At 68.2% G+C, this 15,783-nt stretch carries 14 protein-coding genes; 8 read left to right on the top strand and 6 right to left on the bottom strand.

The window, feature by feature from the left end; genetic code table 11:
* Positions 1 to 95 precede the first annotated feature (95 nt).
* Positions 96 to 2,756, top strand: coding sequence for a transglycosylase domain-containing protein (locus D9V36_RS22065; RefSeq protein WP_241720978.1), 2,661 nt, complete (start codon positions 96 to 98; stop codon positions 2,754 to 2,756).
* Positions 2,757 to 2,877: 121 nt separating this feature from the next.
* The gene (locus D9V36_RS22060) at positions 2,878 to 4,359 is read left to right on the top strand and encodes a glycosyltransferase family 87 protein (protein WP_129295305.1); all 1,482 of its coding nucleotides are present in this window, start codon (positions 2,878 to 2,880) and stop codon (positions 4,357 to 4,359) included.
* 95 nt (positions 4,360 to 4,454) lie between these two features.
* On the opposite strand, the gene D9V36_RS22055 is transcribed toward D9V36_RS22060, so the two are convergent.
* From D9V36_RS22055 to D9V36_RS22045, 3 genes are all read right to left on the bottom strand, one after another.
* Positions 4,455 to 5,486, bottom strand: a complete 1,032-nt coding sequence (locus D9V36_RS22055) for an alanine racemase (RefSeq protein ID WP_129295304.1) — start codon at positions 5,484 to 5,486, stop codon at positions 4,455 to 4,457.
* Positions 5,487 to 5,550: 64 nt separating this feature from the next.
* Positions 5,551 to 6,669: a lipid II:glycine glycyltransferase FemX gene (locus tag D9V36_RS22050; RefSeq protein ID WP_129295303.1), complete on the bottom strand. Its 1,119-nt coding sequence runs from the start codon at positions 6,667 to 6,669 to the stop codon at positions 5,551 to 5,553.
* 122 nt (positions 6,670 to 6,791) lie between these two features.
* On the bottom strand, positions 6,792 to 7,109 hold the full coding sequence (locus D9V36_RS22045; RefSeq protein WP_129295302.1) for a hypothetical protein: 318 nt from the start codon (positions 7,107 to 7,109) through the stop codon (positions 6,792 to 6,794).
* Positions 7,110 to 7,337: 228 nt separating this feature from the next.
* Between D9V36_RS22045 and rpsF the strand changes: the two genes are divergently transcribed.
* The 4 genes from rpsF to rplI all read left to right on the top strand — a co-directional run bounded on the left by rpsF (position 7,338) and on the right by rplI (position 9,115).
* The gene (gene rpsF, locus D9V36_RS22040; protein ID WP_006604399.1) at positions 7,338 to 7,628 is read left to right on the top strand and encodes a 30S ribosomal protein S6; all 291 of its coding nucleotides are present in this window, start codon (positions 7,338 to 7,340) and stop codon (positions 7,626 to 7,628) included.
* An 82-nt stretch (positions 7,629 to 7,710) separates the two neighbouring features.
* Positions 7,711 to 8,301 carry a single-stranded DNA-binding protein gene (locus D9V36_RS22035; RefSeq protein ID WP_088798859.1) on the top strand — a complete coding sequence of 197 codons (591 nt, stop codon included), beginning with the start codon at positions 7,711 to 7,713 and terminating at the stop codon, positions 8,299 to 8,301.
* 112 nt (positions 8,302 to 8,413) lie between these two features.
* Positions 8,414 to 8,650, top strand: a complete 237-nt coding sequence (gene rpsR / locus D9V36_RS22030; protein WP_003978893.1) for a 30S ribosomal protein S18 — start codon at positions 8,414 to 8,416, stop codon at positions 8,648 to 8,650.
* A gap of 18 nt (positions 8,651 to 8,668) precedes the next feature.
* A complete protein-coding gene (rplI, locus tag D9V36_RS22025; RefSeq protein ID WP_129295301.1) occupies positions 8,669 to 9,115 on the top strand; it encodes a 50S ribosomal protein L9 in 447 nt (148 codons plus the stop codon).
* Between the two features lie 83 nt (positions 9,116 to 9,198).
* Here rplI and D9V36_RS22020 read toward each other — a convergent pair whose 3' ends face one another.
* Positions 9,199 to 10,071, bottom strand: coding sequence for a trypsin-like serine peptidase (locus D9V36_RS22020; RefSeq protein ID WP_129295300.1), 873 nt, complete (start codon positions 10,069 to 10,071; stop codon positions 9,199 to 9,201).
* 41 nt (positions 10,072 to 10,112) lie between these two features.
* Positions 10,113 to 11,450 (bottom strand): MATE family efflux transporter, encoded by a 1,338-nt coding sequence (locus D9V36_RS22015; RefSeq protein WP_129295299.1) that lies wholly within the window; start codon positions 11,448 to 11,450, stop codon positions 10,113 to 10,115.
* 476 nt (positions 11,451 to 11,926) lie between these two features.
* On the opposite strand from D9V36_RS22015, the gene dnaB reads away from it, so the two are divergent.
* Entirely contained in the window at positions 11,927 to 13,384 is a 1,458-nt protein-coding gene (dnaB, locus tag D9V36_RS22010; RefSeq protein WP_206739846.1) for a replicative DNA helicase, read from the top strand.
* Positions 13,385 to 13,436: 52 nt separating this feature from the next.
* Here the strand turns inward: dnaB and D9V36_RS22005 are convergent, their stop codons facing one another.
* Positions 13,437 to 14,402 carry an NADP-dependent oxidoreductase gene (locus tag D9V36_RS22005; protein WP_129295297.1) on the bottom strand — a complete coding sequence of 322 codons (966 nt, stop codon included), beginning with the start codon at positions 14,400 to 14,402 and terminating at the stop codon, positions 13,437 to 13,439.
* A 143-nt stretch (positions 14,403 to 14,545) separates the two neighbouring features.
* Here D9V36_RS22005 and D9V36_RS22000 point away from each other — a divergent pair, with 143 nt between their 5' ends.
* Positions 14,546 to 15,520, top strand: coding sequence for a GlxA family transcriptional regulator (locus tag D9V36_RS22000; RefSeq protein WP_129295296.1), 975 nt, complete (start codon positions 14,546 to 14,548; stop codon positions 15,518 to 15,520).
* The last annotated feature ends 263 nt before the right edge of the window (positions 15,521 to 15,783 follow it).

Here is a 15,783-nt window from a genome sequence, read left to right as displayed (position 1 = left end):
GCGCCTCAGGAGCGAGCTGTGCATCGGGGGGACCTGAAGACAATTGCCGCCTTCAGGCGACGAGATAGCGCGCCTGCCCGAGGAGTATTCGTTCCATGAGCGAGCACCGTCGCAAACCGCCACAGCCGCAGAGTGGCGGACGTGCCGCGGCCCGACGCGCCGCACAGCAGCCACCGGGGCGCCGTGCCGCCTCTCCGCGTGGCTCCGCTGCCGATCCTGCCTCCCACTCCGAGCCGACCGGTCATGAGCCGCGGCAAGGAGGGCGTGCCGAGGCCCGCAGAGCTGCCCAGCGCGGCGGCCGCCGGCGGGCGACCGATGCCTCCGCGGCCGCTGCCGGTGGCGGCGGCGTCGGCCGTGGTGGCGGAGGCCGGCGCGGTGGCGGGGGCGATGGCCCCGAGGGAGGTCGCGGACGCGGCGGCGGGAAGCCCGCGAAGAAGCGTCTGATCGACTACCCGCGTGCCAACCGGGTCGGGTGGCGGCGCTTTGTGCCGTCCTGGAAGCAGGTCGCGACCCTGTGTGTCGGTTTCATGGGTCTGATTGTGGGAGCCTCCGGCGTCGCGCTGGCCCTGGTGCAGGTTCCTGACGAGAGCCTGGCCGCCAGGTCGCAGAACAATGTCTACCTCTGGGCCAATGGCAAGGTCATGGCGCGCGACGGTGAGACGAACCGCCAGAACGTCACGATCACCGAGATTCCGTCCTCGATGCAGAATGCGGCGATCGCCGCGGAGAACGCCTCGTTCCGGACGGACTCGGGCGTCGACCCGATGGGCATCGCGCGTGCGGTGTTCAACATGGCCAAGGGCGGCGAGACCCAGGGCGGCTCGACCATTACCCAGCAGTACGTGAAGAACGCGATGCTGAGTCAGCAGCAGACGCTTGACCGCAAGTTCAAGGAACTGTTCATCGCGATCAAGGTCGGCTGGTCGAAGAACAAGGACCAGATCCTTCAGGGGTATCTGAACACCAGCTACTACGGTCGCGGGGCGTACGGGATCCAGGCAGCGGCTCAGGCGTACTACGGGGTGGACGCCGCCAAGCTCGACGCGAACCAGAGTGCCTTCCTGGCCACCGTGCTCAAGGGTGCGGACCTGTATGACCCCGCGGGCGGCACCAGCCCGGGAGCCACGCGGGCGGCAAACACCGCGCGTGCCAAGGCCCGGTGGTCCTGGATCCTCGACCGTGAGGTCGAGAACCACTTCCTGTCGAAGACGCAGCGGGACAAGTACCGCGGCCATTTCCCCACGCCACACCTGCCGAAGCCGGTGGCCAGCAAGAGCGGCCAGGTCGGCTACATGATGGACACCGCGAAGAAGTACGTGCTCAAGCACGCGGGTCTCAGTGAGGCCCAGTTCGACAAGGGTGGCTACACGATCCGGACGACCTTCGACGCGAAGAGGACCAGTGCGCTCGAGGGCGCGGTCAAGAAGGTCAACAAGCGCTATATCGATCCGAAGAAGCGTGCCAAGGACAAATACGTCCAGTTCGGTGGTGCCTCCGTGGTGCCGGGAGACGGCAAGATCGTTGCCTTGTACGGCGGTGAGGGCTACGACAAGGGGCACTTCAGCAACAACGCCGACACCTTCGGCGTGCCGGTCGGCTCGACCTGGAAGCCGTTCGTGCTGGCCGCGGGAATGAAGTACGGAACGGCCAGGAGCAACGGTCCGATCTCACCGGACAGCCGTTACAACGGTGATGACCACCTCAAGGTGAAAAACGCCGACGGCAGCTACGTTACAAAGCGGGACAACTCGCCCTTCTATCAGGAGAACGAGAGTAATCACCCCTGGGGCTACATTCCCTTGACCAAGGCGATGGAACAGTCCGTCAACACCCCCTTCGTGCAGCTCGGCATGGACGTCGGGATGAAAAGGGTCCGGGAGATGGCGCAGGCTGCGGGTATCGCACCGGCCAGCTTCGACAAGAACCTGAACCCGTCCTTCGCGCTGGGTACCTCCACTCCGAGCGCGATTCGTATGGCCGATGCCTATGCGACCTTCGCCCAGTCGGGACAGAAGGTGGAGCCGTATTCGGTGACCAAGGTGACGTTCGAGGGTGAAGACCTGCCGGGCTTCGACAAGCCCAAGCAGGAGACGGCGATGGGTTCCAACATCGCCAACAACGTGACCAAGGTGCTGGAGAACGTCATCCAGAACGGCACGGGAAAGCTGGCCAAGCGGCTGAACATGCCGGCGGCGGGCAAGACCGGCACCACCGACGAAAACAAGTCGGCGTGGTTCGTCGGCTACACCAAACAGCTTTCGACGGCGGTCACCATGTTCCGCGAGGACGCTCAGAATCCGCGTCAGCTGTCCATGAACGGCGTCGGTGGCTTTGACTCGATCCACGGTGGTGCACTGCCCACCGAGGTGTGGACCGAGTACATGCTGCAGGCGATGAAGGGCGTCTCATCGGTGCCGTTCCCGGCTGCTACGCCGATCGGGCGACAGGTGGACGAGCCCGGCATGCCCACTCCGACGCCGACCCCCACGCCGTCGGACACGCCCTCGCAGACCCCGTCGGGGACTCCCAGTGACTCCGCTTCGCCGTCGGACAGCCCCAGCCCGAGCCCGACGGATACCTGTTCTCCCTGGGACATCAACTGCAAGAACAGCGGCGGAGCCGGTAACGGCGGGGCCAACGGCGGAGGACCGGGCGGACCGGGCGGACCGGGTGGTGACACCGGAGGCACGAGTCCGACACCTGACCCGACGGACGCGAATGGTGGTGGAGGCCTCTTCGGCGGCCCCAGCGGCTGACCGACCGTTTCACGTGAAACGCTGTTTCACGTGAAACGTGGAGCCATAAAGCCCCCGCACGGCTCACGCCGGGCGGGGGCTTCGCCGTCTTCTGCACAGGGTCGTACGGCAGGATGGGGCCATGACGAGCGTGCGACGGGACGAGCCGGTACGGCCGACGAGCCGGGATGAGGTGGCGGCGGCCGGCAGCGAGCTGATCGGCGGACCGATCGGCCGGCGCGCACTGCTCGGGACCAGCCGGCTGACGCCAGTACGGGTCATTGCGCTCGTCGCCATCGGCATGTTCGCGCTGGGCATGGTGCAGAAGCTGCCCTGCTACAACGGTGGCTGGTTCTTCGGTGCCACGAGCCAGTACGTCCACGCTTGCTACTCCGATATCCCCCATCTCTATGCGGGCCGGGGCTTCGCCGATGGGCTGCTCCCGTATTTCGACCGGTTGCCCGGCGATATGGAGTACCTCGAGTACCCGGTGCTCACCGGCGCCTTCATGGAGATCGCCTCCTGGATGACCCCGCACAGCGGGGGTATCCAGTACCGCGAACAGCTCTACTGGCTGGTCAATGCCGGCATGCTGATGGCCTGCGCCGCCGTCGTCGCCGTGTGCGTGACCCGCACCCACCGCCGACGCCCCTGGGACGGCCTCCTGGTCGCCCTGGCGCCGGCTGCCGCCCTCACCGCGACCATCAACTGGGATTTGCTGGCGATCGCCCTGACCGCCGCAGGGATGCTGATGTGGTCACGCAGCCGCCCGCTCGCAGCCGGTGTCCTCATCGGGCTGGCCACCGCGGCGAAGCTGTACCCGGTGCTGTTGCTCGGCCCGCTGCTGGTGCTGTGCTGGCGTGCGGGAGCTCGGCGTGCGTACGGGCGGGCGCTGGCCGGCGCCGCCGCATCCTGGCTGGTGGTGAACCTGCCGGTGATGATCACGCACGATAGTGCGGGATTCCACATCCGGGAGGGCTGGGCAAAGTTCTACACGTTCAGCCAGGAGCGGCCCATCGACTTCGGTTCGCTCTGGCTCCTGATCTCACAGCGGACAGGTAACCCGCTGGAGAACGCGAACACCTATGCCACGCTGCTGATGATCCTCGGCTGTGGCGCCATCGGCCTGCTGACCCTGTATGCGCCGCGCCGGCCACGGTTCGCACAGCTGGCGTTCCTGGTCGTCGCGCTGTTCATTCTGACCAACAAGGTCTACTCGCCGCAGTACGTCCTGTGGCTGACCCCGCTCGCGGTGCTGGCGCGGCCGCGCTGGCGGGACTTCCTGATCTGGCAGGCCTGCGAGGTCATGTACTTCCTGGGGATCTGGATGTACCTCGCCTACACAGGCAACGAAGACAAGCACCAGGGCCTGCCGCTCGAGGGCTACCAGCTGGCCATCGTGCTGCACCTCCTGGGAACCCTCTATCTGTGTGCCGTGGTCATCCGGGACATCCTGCTGCCGGAGCGTGATGTGGTCCGCAGGGACGGGGACGACGATCCGTCGGGCGGCGTCCTGGACCGCAGCCCCGATGTGTTCGTGCTCGGCCGGGCACCCCACCGTCCCCGGCACGCGGTGCAGTTCGAGGGGGCGCCGCAGGTGAGCTGGGGTGCCGTAAGGGAGTAAGCCCGCACCGGGCCATCCATGCACCGGGCCCGGTGCCGCAGAGAAGGTCTGCGGCACCGGGCCCTTGGTGTGTGTTCCGAGCCGGGCGCTACGGGTCAGCGGTCCACAAGGCGGTCGAACTGCGTGGTGGTGTGCCGCAGATGGGCCACCAGTTCCTCTCCGACCTGCGGCTGCGGTGCGTCGCCCGGCACGAATAGGATCGACACCTGCATGTGCGGCGGCTCCGCGAACCAGCGCTGCTTCCCGGCCCACACATACGGCGCGAGATTGCGGTTGACGGTGGCCAGGCCGGCCCGGGCCACGCCCTTGGCACGCGGCATCACGCCGTGCAGTGCCTTGGGTGACTCCAGGCCGACGCCGTGTGAGGTGCCGCCGGCCACCACGACCAGGTAGCCGTCGGAGGCCGCCTTCTGCTGGCGGTAGCCAAAGCGCTCGCCCTTGGCGACCTGGGTGACATCGAGCACCGAGCCGCGGTACTCGGTGGCCTCGTGGTCGCCGAGCCACAGCCGCGTACCGATCCGCGCGCGGAACCGTGTCTGGGGGAACTGCTGCTGGAGACGGGCGAGTTCGTCGGCCTTGAGGTGGCTGACGAACATGGTGTGCAGCGGGAGGCGGGCATTGCGGAGCCGGTCCATCCAGCCGATGACCTCCTCGACCGCGTCGGAACCGTCGGCACGGTCCAGCGGGAGGTGCAACGCGAAGCCCTCGAGCCGGATGTCCTCGATGGCCGCGGCAAGCTTCGGCAGATCCTCCGGCTTGACGCCATGGCGCTTCATGCTGCTCATGACCTCGATGACGACCCGGGCGCCGACCAGGCCACCCACGCCCTCGACCGAGGAGACCGAGCGGATCGCCCGGTCGGGCAGCGGCACCGGCTCCTCACCGTGGCGGAACGGGGTCAGGACGAGCAGGTCGCCGCTGAAGAAGTCCTTGATGCGGGCCGCTTCGTAGGTCGTGCCTACCGCGAGGATGTCGGCGCCCAGGCGGGTCGCCTCGTCGGCGAGACGCTCATGGCCGAAGCCGTAACCGTTGCCTTTGCAGACCGGGACCAGCCCGGGGAACTGCTGGAGAACGCTCTGCTGATGCGCCCGCCAGCGCGCGGTGTCGACGTAGAGGGTGAGCGCCATGGCCGGGCCCGGAACCTTTCTCGTGGCTGGGGTGTGTCAGGAGTACGGACGGTGCGGTGAAGCGTCAGCGGCGCGACATATACATGTCGAGTGCCTTGTGCAGCAGCTTGTTGAGCGGGAAGTCCCACTCGCCGAGGTACTCCGCTGCCTGCCCACCCGTGCCGACCTTGAACTGGATCAGGCCGAAGAGATGGTCGTTCTCGTCCAGCGAGTCGCTGATGCCGCGGAGGTCGTAGACCGAAGCACCGAGTGCGTAGGAGTCCTGGAGCATCTTCCACTGCATCGCGTTCGAGGGCCGGACCTCGCGCTTGTGGTTGGCGGAGGCGCCGTAGGAGTACCAGACGTGGCCCCCGACGATCAGCATCGTGGCCGCGGCGACGTTCTCGCCCTCGTGGCGGGCGAAGTAGAGCCGCATGCGGTTGGGGTCCTCGGAGTTGAGGGCCGTCCACATACGCTGGAAGTAGCCCAGCGGGCGCGGGCGGAAGCGGTCACGCTCCGCGGTGATCTCGTACAGCCGCTGCCATTCGGCCAGCTCCTCGTAGCTGCCCTGGACGACCTCGACACCGGCCTTTTCGGCCTTCTTGATGTTACGGCGCCACAGCTGGTTGAAGCCCTTGTGGACGTCCTCCAGCGAGCGGTCGGCCAGCGGCACCTGGAAGACATAGCGCGGCTGCACGTCGCCGAAGCCGGCGCCGCCGTCCTCGCCCTGCTGCCAGCCCATGCGCCGCAGCCGGTCGGCGACCTCGAAGGCGCGGGGCTCGATGTGGGTGGCCTCGACATCCCGCAGCCTCTTGACGTCCGGGTTCTGGATGCCGGACTTGATCGCGGCGGAGTCCCAGCGGCGGATGATCACCGGCGGGCCCATCTTCACGGAGAAGGCGCCCTTCTGCTTGAGGTGGCTGAGCATCGGCTGCAGCCAGTCCTCGAGGTTCGGTGAGAACCAGTTGATGACCGGACCCTCGGGGAGGTAGGCGAGGTAGCGCTTGATCTTGGGCAGCTGGCGGTAGAGCACCAGTCCCGCGCCGACCAGCGCGCCGTTCGCGTCGAACCAGCCCAGACTCTCCGAACGCCATTCGGCCTTGACGTCTGCCCAGGCAGGAACCTGCATGTGGCTGGCCGCGGGCAGACTCTGGATATATGCCAGATGCTGCTCTCGGCTGATGGTCCTCAGGGTCAGGCTCATGCGGGGCGCTCCTCGGCAGGTGTGTCCCCTTGGTGGGGCTCCGGCTCTCGCGCCGAAGCCTACTGTGACCGCGGAGCGCCCCGTCTGGGCCATACGGGACGGAGCCCCGTATGCCGTATCGGCTAGCCGATCACGCCGCCGAAGAGGCCGCCGTGCGCCAGGCCGAGGTAGAAACCGACGGCCGCCGCCCCGAGGCCGATGATCAACAGGAAGCGTTCACCCGTCGTCGACGAGATGAACTGTCCCCACAGGCCGGTGCCGATTCCGATCAGGCCGACCCAGGAGCTGACCAGGTGCAGGCTGGGAGAGAGCGTGGTGAAGATGGCGATCGCGCCGAGAACCACGGTCACAATGGCGATGGTGTTCTCGACGGGATGGTCCTTGCCGTCGCTGTTGAGAAGCGAGAGCAGACTGCGCTGGGTCCGTGCTGCCTGTGCCATACGGCACCTCCGATGACAGGGCGGCGCACTGTAACGCCGCTCACACCCGTTGTGTTCCAGATTGAGGGGTGGAGCGGGCGGATTTCAACCGGAAGGCTTCAGGCAGGTACTCTGTACGGTCTGCGCCTATGTCTGTCCGGATGACCGGACGGGCTCGGTGCGGAACGCATACGACCCTCCTGCCACGGAACGACCGTGGCCGCTGAGTCCAAAGGAGGTGGGTTCTACATGCGTCACTACGAGGTGATGGTCATCCTCGACCCCGATCTCGAGGAGCGCGCTGTCTCCCCGCTGATCGAGAACTTCCTCTCCGTCGTCCGTGAGGGCAACGGAAAGGTCGAGAAGGTCGACACCTGGGGCCGTCGTCGTCTCTCTTACGAGATCAAGAAGAAGCCCGAGGGCATCTACTCGGTCATCGACCTGCAGGCCGAGCCTGCGGTCGTCAAGGAGCTCGACCGTCAGATGAACCTGAACGAGTCGGTCCTCCGGACCAAGGTCCTTCGTCCCGAGACCCACTGAGCGCGCAAGCGTCCAGCGGTAACCGGGTCCGAGTAGCAGCAACACCAGCAGCCAGCAGCACACCCGCCGAGAGGTTCCCCTAATGGCAGGCGAGACCGTCATCACGGTTGTCGGCAATCTTGTCGACGACCCCGAGCTGCGCTTCACCCCGTCCGGTGCGGCGGTCGCGAAGTTCCGCGTCGCGTCCACTCCCCGCACTTTCGACCGTCAGACCAATGAGTGGAAGGACGGCGAGAGCCTGTTCCTGACCTGCTCGGTGTGGCGTCAGGCGGCGGAGAACGTCGCCGAGTCCCTGACGCGGGGTACCCGCGTGGTCGTCCAGGGCCGCCTCAAGCAGCGGTCGTACGAGGACCGCGAGGGCGTGAAGCGCACGGTCTACGAGCTCGACGTCGAGGAAGTCGGCGCGAGCCTGAAGAACGCCACGGCCAAGATCACCAAGACCAGTGGTCGCGGTGGCCAGGGCGGCGGCGGCTTCGGCGGCGGTCAGCAGGGCGGTGGCCAGGGTGGCGGCGGCTGGGGCGGCGGCCCCGGCGGCGGCCAGCAGGGTGGCGGCGGTGCTCCCGCCGACGACCCGTGGGCGACCAATGGCCCGGCCGGCGGCGGTCAGCAGGGTGGCGGCGGTGGCTGGGGCGGTAGCTCCGGCGGTGGCTACTCGGACGAGCCGCCCTTCTAGGTCCGTACAGCCGGCCCGACTCCGCGCTGTTTCACGTGAAACAGCGCCGTGAGGCGGCCAGGGGCCTTTGAGGGCGTCAGCACAAACTTCTTGAACTCATTGGAGAGAGATAATGGCGAAGCCGCCTGCTCGCAAGCCTAAGAAGAAGGTTTGCGTGTTCTGCAAGGAGAAGATCTCCTACGTCGACTACAAGGACACGAACCTGCTGCGGAAGTTCATCTCCGACCGCGGCAAGATCCGTGCCCGCCGAGTCACCGGCAACTGCACTCAGCACCAGCGTGACGTCGCCACGGCCGTGAAGAACAGCCGTGAGATGGCGCTGCTGCCCTACACGTCCACCGCGCGATAAGGGAAGGGTGACCGAATCATGAAGATCATCCTCACCCACGAGGTCTCCGGCCTCGGCACCGCCGGCGACGTCGTTGACGTCCGCGACGGGTACGCCCGTAACTACCTGGTCCCGCGCGGTTTCGCGATCCGCTGGACCAAGGGTGGCGAGAAGGACGTCGAGCAGATCCGCCGCGGTCGCAAGATCCGCGAGATCGCCACGATCGAGCAGGCCAACGAGGTCAAGGGCCGGCTCGAGGGCGTCAACGTGAAGCTGGCCGTTCGCGCCGGCGACGCGGGCCGCCTGTTCGGCTCCGTCACCCCGGCCGATGTCGCCTCGGCGATCAAGGCCGCCGGTGGTCCGGACGTCGACAAGCGTCGTGTCGAGTTCGGCTCGCCGATCAAGACCCTGGGCGCGCACCAGATCTCCGTGCGTCTGCACGCCGAGGTCGTGGCGAAGCTCGGCGTCGAGGTCGTCGCCGCGTAGTTTCCGCACCACGCCGAAGGGCCGCATCCCGTCACCATCGGGGTGCGGCCCTTCGCCGTGTCCGGGGCGCCGGCAGCCGGCTGTCAGTCCTCGTCCTGAGCGCGCCGGTAGAGCTCGGCGACGTCGTCGTCGAAGTACGCGGCGTAGGAGACATCGTCTTCGTCGCCACCGCCTTCATGGCCGCCGAGAACACCGATGACCGTGCCGGTGTGGCTCTTGGGGTCGTAGTCGGCCAGCCAGGGGCTGCCGCTGGTCCCGCCCTCGAAGTCGGTGCACTGGATGCGCATCTGGGTGTCGCTGTATTTCGTGGTGCGGTTCTGGCAGGAGATCGGGGTGTCACGGCTGGTCGGATAGCCGGTGATCTTGACCTCGTTGTTGAAGCCACGGTCGATGCCCAGGGTGTTGCCGCCCAGGACGTCCTGGATCTGCTTGCCGTTCTTCTTGTCGAGCACGAGGAAGGCGACATCGAGATCCTCGTCCTGCGACTTGGCCCAGCGGTCGTCGACGATCACCTTCTTGACCTTCCAGAGGCCGGTGGGCTCGTCGCGGTCGCGGTAGTCGGGGGCAAAGACGAGATCGTTCACCGTCGTTCCGGCGTCCGCGTCAAAGGCGCAGTGCGCTGCGGTGATGAGCATGTTCCGGCCCGGGCTCTGCACCACGCTCGCCGTACAGAAGTGGTCTCCGGAGTCGTCCTTCTCGAAGACCACGCCGACCCGGGCGTTCTGCTCGGTACGGCGTGGAGTGTAGGCATTGCCGTCTTCGGCCGGAGCCGTCGCGGCGGGATCCTGATCCTGGGGATCTTGGCCGGATTCGCCGGACTTGCCGAAGCTGCTGTGACCGCTGACACGGCTGCTGCTCCTCTCGCCCTCCCCCTCCGAGGCATAGCCCACCACGACAGCAGCCACCATGACGACGACCGTCAGGGGCACCACGGACCTACCGGCAAGCGAGCGCACACGGTCATTATTGACATGCGGTGCGTGTTACGGGAGATGGTTCAGCGCGAGGCTCCTGTCACAATCCACCGGCCGGAGCGGGTACGCAGCCACAGAGTCAGCATGCGGACGGTCATCATCAGCGCCATGGCCCACCACAGCGCCACCAGTCCGCCGCCCAGGGCGGGTACGGCCAGCGCGGCCGGAGCGAACAGTGCCAGTGTCACCACCATGGCCCAGGCGAGATACGGGCCGTCCCCCGCGCCCATCAGGACGCCGTCGAGGATGAAGACGATGCCGGAGACCGGCTGTGTCACGGCCACGACCAGGAGCGTGTTCAGCAGCGGGCCCTGCACGGCGGGGTCCGAGGTGAACAGGGGGATGAACAAGGGGCGGGTGAGCGCGACCAGCACACCGAGGACCAGGCCGGCGGCGATGCCCCACTGGACCATCCGATGGCAGGCGGCCCGGGCGCCGTCGCGGTCCTCCGCACCGAGGTAGCGGCCTATGATGGCCTGCCCGGCGATGGCGATGGCGTCCAGTGCGAAGGCCAGCAGGGACCACAGCGTGAGCACGATCTGATGCGCGGCGACCTCGGCATCGCCGAGCCGGGCGGCAACGGCGGTGGCGATCATCAGCACCGCGCGCAGCGAGAGCGTACGGACCAGCAGCGGGACCCCTGCCTGGGCCGAGGCGCGGATGCCTGCGATGTCGGGGCGCAGCGAGGCGCCGTGCCGTCGCGCACCGCGGATGACCACGGTGAGGTAGACGGCGGCCATGCCGCACTGGGCGATGACCGTGCCCCAGGCGGAGCCCGCGATGCCGAGCCCGGCGCCGTAGACCAGGCAGACGTTGAGCGCGGCGTTGACGGAGAAGCCGCCGATGGCGACATAGAGCGGGGTCCGGGTGTCCTGGAGCCCGCGGAGCACGCCGGTGGCGGCCAGCACGACGAGCATCGCGGGGATACCGAGGGCGCTGATGCGCAGATACGCCGCCGCGTACGGGGCGGCGGTGGCGGAGGCGCCGAAGGCCTCGACGAGCCAGGGGGCCGTGGGCAGGACGGCCACGATGACGGCGGCGCCGAGCAGCAGGGCGAGCCAGATGCCGTCCATGCCCTGGCGGATGGCGGCGGGAAGATCGCCGGCGCCGACCCTGCGGGCGACCGCCGCGGTGGTCGCGTAGGCGAGGAAGACGAAGACGGAGACGGCGGTGGTGAGCAGGGCGGCGGCGATACCCAGGCCGGCGAGCTGGGGAGTGCCGAGATGGCCGATGACGGCGCTGTCGACCATGACGAAGAGAGGTTCCGCGACCAGTGAGCCGAAGGCGGGCAGGGCGAGGGCGATGATCTCGCGGTCATGGCGGCGGTCGGTGCGCCGCGGTGTCGCGGGAGCCTGGGTCATGCGCCCAAGGTAATCGTCCACAGGTAAGAGATGCAAACCCTTTGCAGTCCTTACTTTCCACTGTGTGGGGTTGCCTCCCCTGTGCCGTTTGTCGTGATCTTGAGCCGCGTGGGGAAGTTTTTCTTCCCCACAGCCTATGGATGAGGAAACTGCAGGTCAGGCGGGTGCGGGTGGGGTGATTGTGTGCTTGTCCACAGAAGTTTCCCCCGTGCCGTGCACAGGATCAGGGGACTTCTCCACAGCTGTAGGCCAGTCATCCACATGGCCTGTGGATAACCAGATTGGCGGACGGTGCCCACGGGCCTACCGTGGTCCGGCACCCGCCGCCTGTTCCGGCCTGAGAAATCGTCCGAACTCGACGCGCCGTAACCGGAGTCGGGCGTCTCGATTGTCAGAGCTGTGCCGTAAGAAAGAACAGCACAGCAAGGTCCGCGCCGCGGACGGGAGGAGGTGCCGGGGTGAGCATTCCCGAGCCCATGGAAGACCCCTGGGCGGACTCCGGTCCCAGCGACCTGCTGCCGGCCGCCCGCTCCCGGCGGGGCGAGGGCAAGGGACGCGGCCGCGGCGACCGCCAGGAACGTGACGACGACGGCGGCTCCTGGGCAGGCGGGTTCGAGCGCGTCCCCCCACAGGACCTGGATGCCGAGCAGTCCGTGCTCGGCGGCATGCTGCTGTCCAAGGACGCGATCGCGGATGTCGTCGAGGTTCTCAAGGGCGAGGACTTCTACCGCCCCGCCCATGAGCTGGTCTACCAGGCGATCCTCGACCTGTACGCCAAGGGCGAGCCCGCCGACCCGATCACCATCGCCGCGGAGCTGACCAAGCGCGGCGAGATCGCGCGGGTCGGCGGCGCCTCGTATCTGCACACGCTCGTCCAGTCCGTACCGACGGCCGCCAACGCCGAGTACTACGCCGAGATCGTCCATGAGCGGGCGGTGCTGCGCCGGCTGGTCGAGGCCGGCACCCGCATCACGCAGATGGGATACGCCGCGGACGGCGATGTCGACGAGATCGTCAACAGCGCCCAGGCGGAGATCTACGCCGTCACCGAGCAGCGGACCAGCGAGGACTACCTTCCGCTCGGCGACATCATGGAGGGCGCCCTCGACGAGATCGAGGCGATCGGCTCGCGCCAGGGCCAGATGACGGGCGTGCCGACAGGCTTCACCGACCTGGATTCCCTCACGAACGGCCTGCACCCCGGCCAGATGATCGTGATCGCGGCCCGTCCCGCCATGGGTAAGTCGACCCTGGCGCTGGACTTCGCGCGGGCCTGCTCGATCAAGAGCAACCTGCCGAGCGTGATCTTCTCGCTGGAAATGGGGCGCAACGAGATCGCGATGCGTCTGCTGTCCGCCGAGGCGCGGGTCGCGCTGCATCACATGCGCTCCGGCAGCATGACGGACGAGGACTGGACACGGCTGGCGCGCCGGATGCCGGATGTCTCCGCCGCGCCGCTGTACATCGACGATTCGCCGAACCTGTCGATGATGGAGATCCGCGCCAAGTGCCGTCGGCTCAAGCAGCGCAACGAACTGAAGCTGGTGGTCATCGACTACCTCCAGCTGATGCAGTCCGGCGGCTCGAAGCGCGCCGAGAGCCGCCAGCAGGAGGTCTCGGACATGTCCCGAAACCTCAAGCTGCTGGCGAAGGAGCTGGAGCTCCCGGTGATTGCGCTCTCCCAGCTGAACCGTGGTCCCGAGCAGCGTACGGACAAGAAGCCGATGGTCTCCGACCTGCGTGAATCCGGTTCGATCGAGCAGGACGCCGACATGGTCATCCTGCTGCACCGCGAGGACGCCTATGAGAAGGAGTCCCCGCGGGCAGGCGAGGCCGACCTGATCGTGGCGAAGCACCGTAACGGCCCCACGGCGACGATCACGGTCGCGTTCCAGGGCCACTACTCACGCTTCGTGGACATGGCGCAGACCTGAGGGGCGCGTCCGCGGCGCACAGCGCATGACGGACGCCGCCCGATGACCGCCGTCAGGGCGCGACGGACAGGACGATCTTTCCGGTGGTGCGGCCGGTCTCGCCGAGGGTGTGCGCCTTCGCGGCCTCCTGGAGAGGCAGCACGGTGTCGACCGTGACCTGCAGCTTTCCGCTGTTCACCAGGTCGGCGACGGCGCGCAGTCCGGACTGGTCCGGCTCGACGAGCAGGAACCCCGCGCGGATGCCTGCCTCGCGTGCCTGCGCGGCCGGGAAGGAGTCGTCCAGCGGCAGGATCGACACCAGCGTGCCGCCGGGTCGCAGGGTACGCAGCGAGCGGGCTCCGTAGTCACCGCCGATGGTGTCGAGGACGATGTCGATGTCGCGCACCGTCTCCGCGAAGTCCTGCCGGGTGTAGTCGACGAGTTCATCGGCGCCCAGGCCACGCAGGAAGTCGTGCTTGGCCTGCCGCGCGGTGCCGATGACGTATGCGCCGCGGGACTTGGCGATCTGTACGGCCAGGTGGCCGACTCCGCCTGCCGCGGCGTGGATCAGCACCCGCGAGCCCGGCTGCACGTTCGCGGTGTCGACCAGGGCCTGCCAGGCCGTCAGCGACGCCAGCGGGAGGGCGGCCCCCTGGACGTGATCCAGGTTCGCAGGGAGGTGGGCGAAGTGGCGCGCCGGGGCGGTGACGTACTCCGCGTAGGCCCCGGCGGGGTGCGGGAAGCGGGGCATGCCGAAGACCTTGTCGCCCGGCGCGAAGACGGTCACACCGAGCCCGACCGCCTCGACCACGCCGGAGACATCGAAGCCCAAGGTGAAGGGGGCCTTGGCCCCGCTGAGGAACGCGCCCTGGGTGCGGCTCTTCCAGTCGGTCGGATTGACGCCCGCGGCGTGCACCCGGACCAGGATCTCCGTCGGGCCGGGTACCGGCCGGTCGGTGGTGATCATCTTGAGGACGTCGGGGCCACCGGCGGTGTCCTGGCTGACGGCACGCATCTGCGGGGTCCGGGTCTCGGACATGGGTCTCCTTGGTACTGGGGCCTACGGCGATGACGGGCGTTCCGCGCCGCTGGGCGGCCGCGTTTCCCGGGGTGCTGCCAGCTTTGCGCGGCGGGCACGGACCCAGCGGTGTCCAGATGGCCAACGTTTGAAAGAATCGGGTCATGCATCGCGTTGGTGTTCTCGCCCTGGACGGTGTCGTCCCCTTCGAGCTCGGGATCCCCGCGCGGATCTTCGGCGCCGCGCACAGCGCCGACGGCAAGCCCCTCTACTCCGTGGTCACCTGCAGTCCGGACGGGCGTCCGGTGAGCGCCGAGGCCGACTACGACATTGCGGTCGCCGAGGACGCCTCCGTGCTCGCGAGTGTGGACACCGTCGTCATCCCGCCGTCCCACGCGCTGGGCTCGATCGTCCAGGACGGCCGGCTGCCCGAGGAACTGCGCAAGGTGCTGGAGCACGTACGGCCCGGCACCCGGATGGTGGCGATCTGCACCGGTGCGTTCGCACTGGCCGCCGCGGGGTTGCTCGATCACCGTCCGGCCACCACGCACTGGCGGGAGGCCGCACAGTTGCAACGCCTCTTCACGACGGTCCGTGTCGACCCCAATGTGCTCTTCGTCGACGACGGCGACGTCCTCACTTCTGCCGGTGCCGCCGCCGGTGTGGACCTGTGTGTGCACCTCGTGCGCCGTGACCACGGCAGCGCCGTCGCCAACGAAGTGGCCCGCTTGTGTGTGGTGCCGCCCTGGCGGGACGGCGGTCAGGCCCAGTTCATCCGGCTGCCCGTCCCCGGCCCGTCGGCGGGCGGCACCGCGGCCACCCGCGCATGGGCCCTGGAGCGTCTCGGCGAGCCGCTCACGCTGAACGCCCTCGCCTCGCACGCCCGGGTCAGCGTGCGCACCCTCACCCGGCGCTTCCGTGACGAGGTCGGGATGAGCCCAGGCCAGTGGCTCGCCGGCCAGCGCGTCGAACGCGCCCGGCATCTGCTGGAGACCACGGACTGGTCCATCGACCTCGTCGCCCATCACGCGGGCTTCGGCACGGGCACCTCCCTGCGTCAGCATCTGCACGGTGCGGTGGGGGTGTCACCGCAGGCGTATCGGCGGACGTTCCGGAGCGCGGCGGAGCTGACTGCCTGAGGATGTGCCGGGCGGCTGTGGTGGTCGACGGGTGGGCCCGGTTGAGGGGACCGGTCGGGGGCGGGCCGTGCATCTTGACCCTCAGGTTGGTTGAAGCTCCGTCAGGGCGTGGAGGTTCCTGCGGGAGGCAGCCGACGCGGGGGAGGGCCGCGGGAGCCGGGCGCGGGCATGGTGGGGCGGGGCCGAACTCGCCGGTGCCGTACGGCAGGCGGGGCCCTGGGCACGCTGACCGGGGCGGCAGCGCTGCGGTGAGGCGGCGAGGA

This window comes from Streptomyces lydicus (genome assembly GCF_004125265.1).
Classification (GTDB): domain Bacteria; phylum Actinomycetota; class Actinomycetes; order Streptomycetales; family Streptomycetaceae; genus Streptomyces; species Streptomyces lydicus_C.
This window is presented reverse-complemented; position numbering and strand designations above follow the sequence as displayed.

Excerpts from the sequence above, each read along its gene's own strand:
- D9V36_RS22065 (WP_241720978.1), top strand. The coding sequence starts at position 96 with ATGAGCGAGCACCGTCGCAAACCGCCACAGCCGCAGAGTGGCGGACGT.
- D9V36_RS22060 (WP_129295305.1), top strand. The coding sequence starts at position 2,878 with ATGACGAGCGTGCGACGGGACGAGCCGGTACGGCCGACGAGCCGGGAT.
- D9V36_RS22055 (WP_129295304.1), bottom strand. The coding sequence starts at position 5,486 with ATGGCGCTCACCCTCTACGTCGACACCGCGCGCTGGCGGGCGCATCAG.
- D9V36_RS22050 (WP_129295303.1), bottom strand. The coding sequence starts at position 6,669 with ATGAGCCTGACCCTGAGGACCATCAGCCGAGAGCAGCATCTGGCATAT.
- D9V36_RS22045 (WP_129295302.1), bottom strand. The coding sequence starts at position 7,109 with ATGGCACAGGCAGCACGGACCCAGCGCAGTCTGCTCTCGCTTCTCAAC.
- rpsF (WP_006604399.1), top strand. The coding sequence starts at position 7,338 with ATGCGTCACTACGAGGTGATGGTCATCCTCGACCCCGATCTCGAGGAG.
- D9V36_RS22035 (WP_088798859.1), top strand. The coding sequence starts at position 7,711 with ATGGCAGGCGAGACCGTCATCACGGTTGTCGGCAATCTTGTCGACGAC.
- rpsR (WP_003978893.1), top strand. The coding sequence starts at position 8,414 with ATGGCGAAGCCGCCTGCTCGCAAGCCTAAGAAGAAGGTTTGCGTGTTC.
- rplI (WP_129295301.1), top strand. The coding sequence starts at position 8,669 with ATGAAGATCATCCTCACCCACGAGGTCTCCGGCCTCGGCACCGCCGGC.
- D9V36_RS22015 (WP_129295299.1), bottom strand. The coding sequence starts at position 11,450 with ATGACCCAGGCTCCCGCGACACCGCGGCGCACCGACCGCCGCCATGAC.
- dnaB (WP_206739846.1), top strand. The coding sequence starts at position 11,927 with ATGGAAGACCCCTGGGCGGACTCCGGTCCCAGCGACCTGCTGCCGGCC.
- D9V36_RS22005 (WP_129295297.1), bottom strand. The coding sequence starts at position 14,402 with ATGTCCGAGACCCGGACCCCGCAGATGCGTGCCGTCAGCCAGGACACC.
- D9V36_RS22000 (WP_129295296.1), top strand. The coding sequence starts at position 14,546 with ATGCATCGCGTTGGTGTTCTCGCCCTGGACGGTGTCGTCCCCTTCGAG.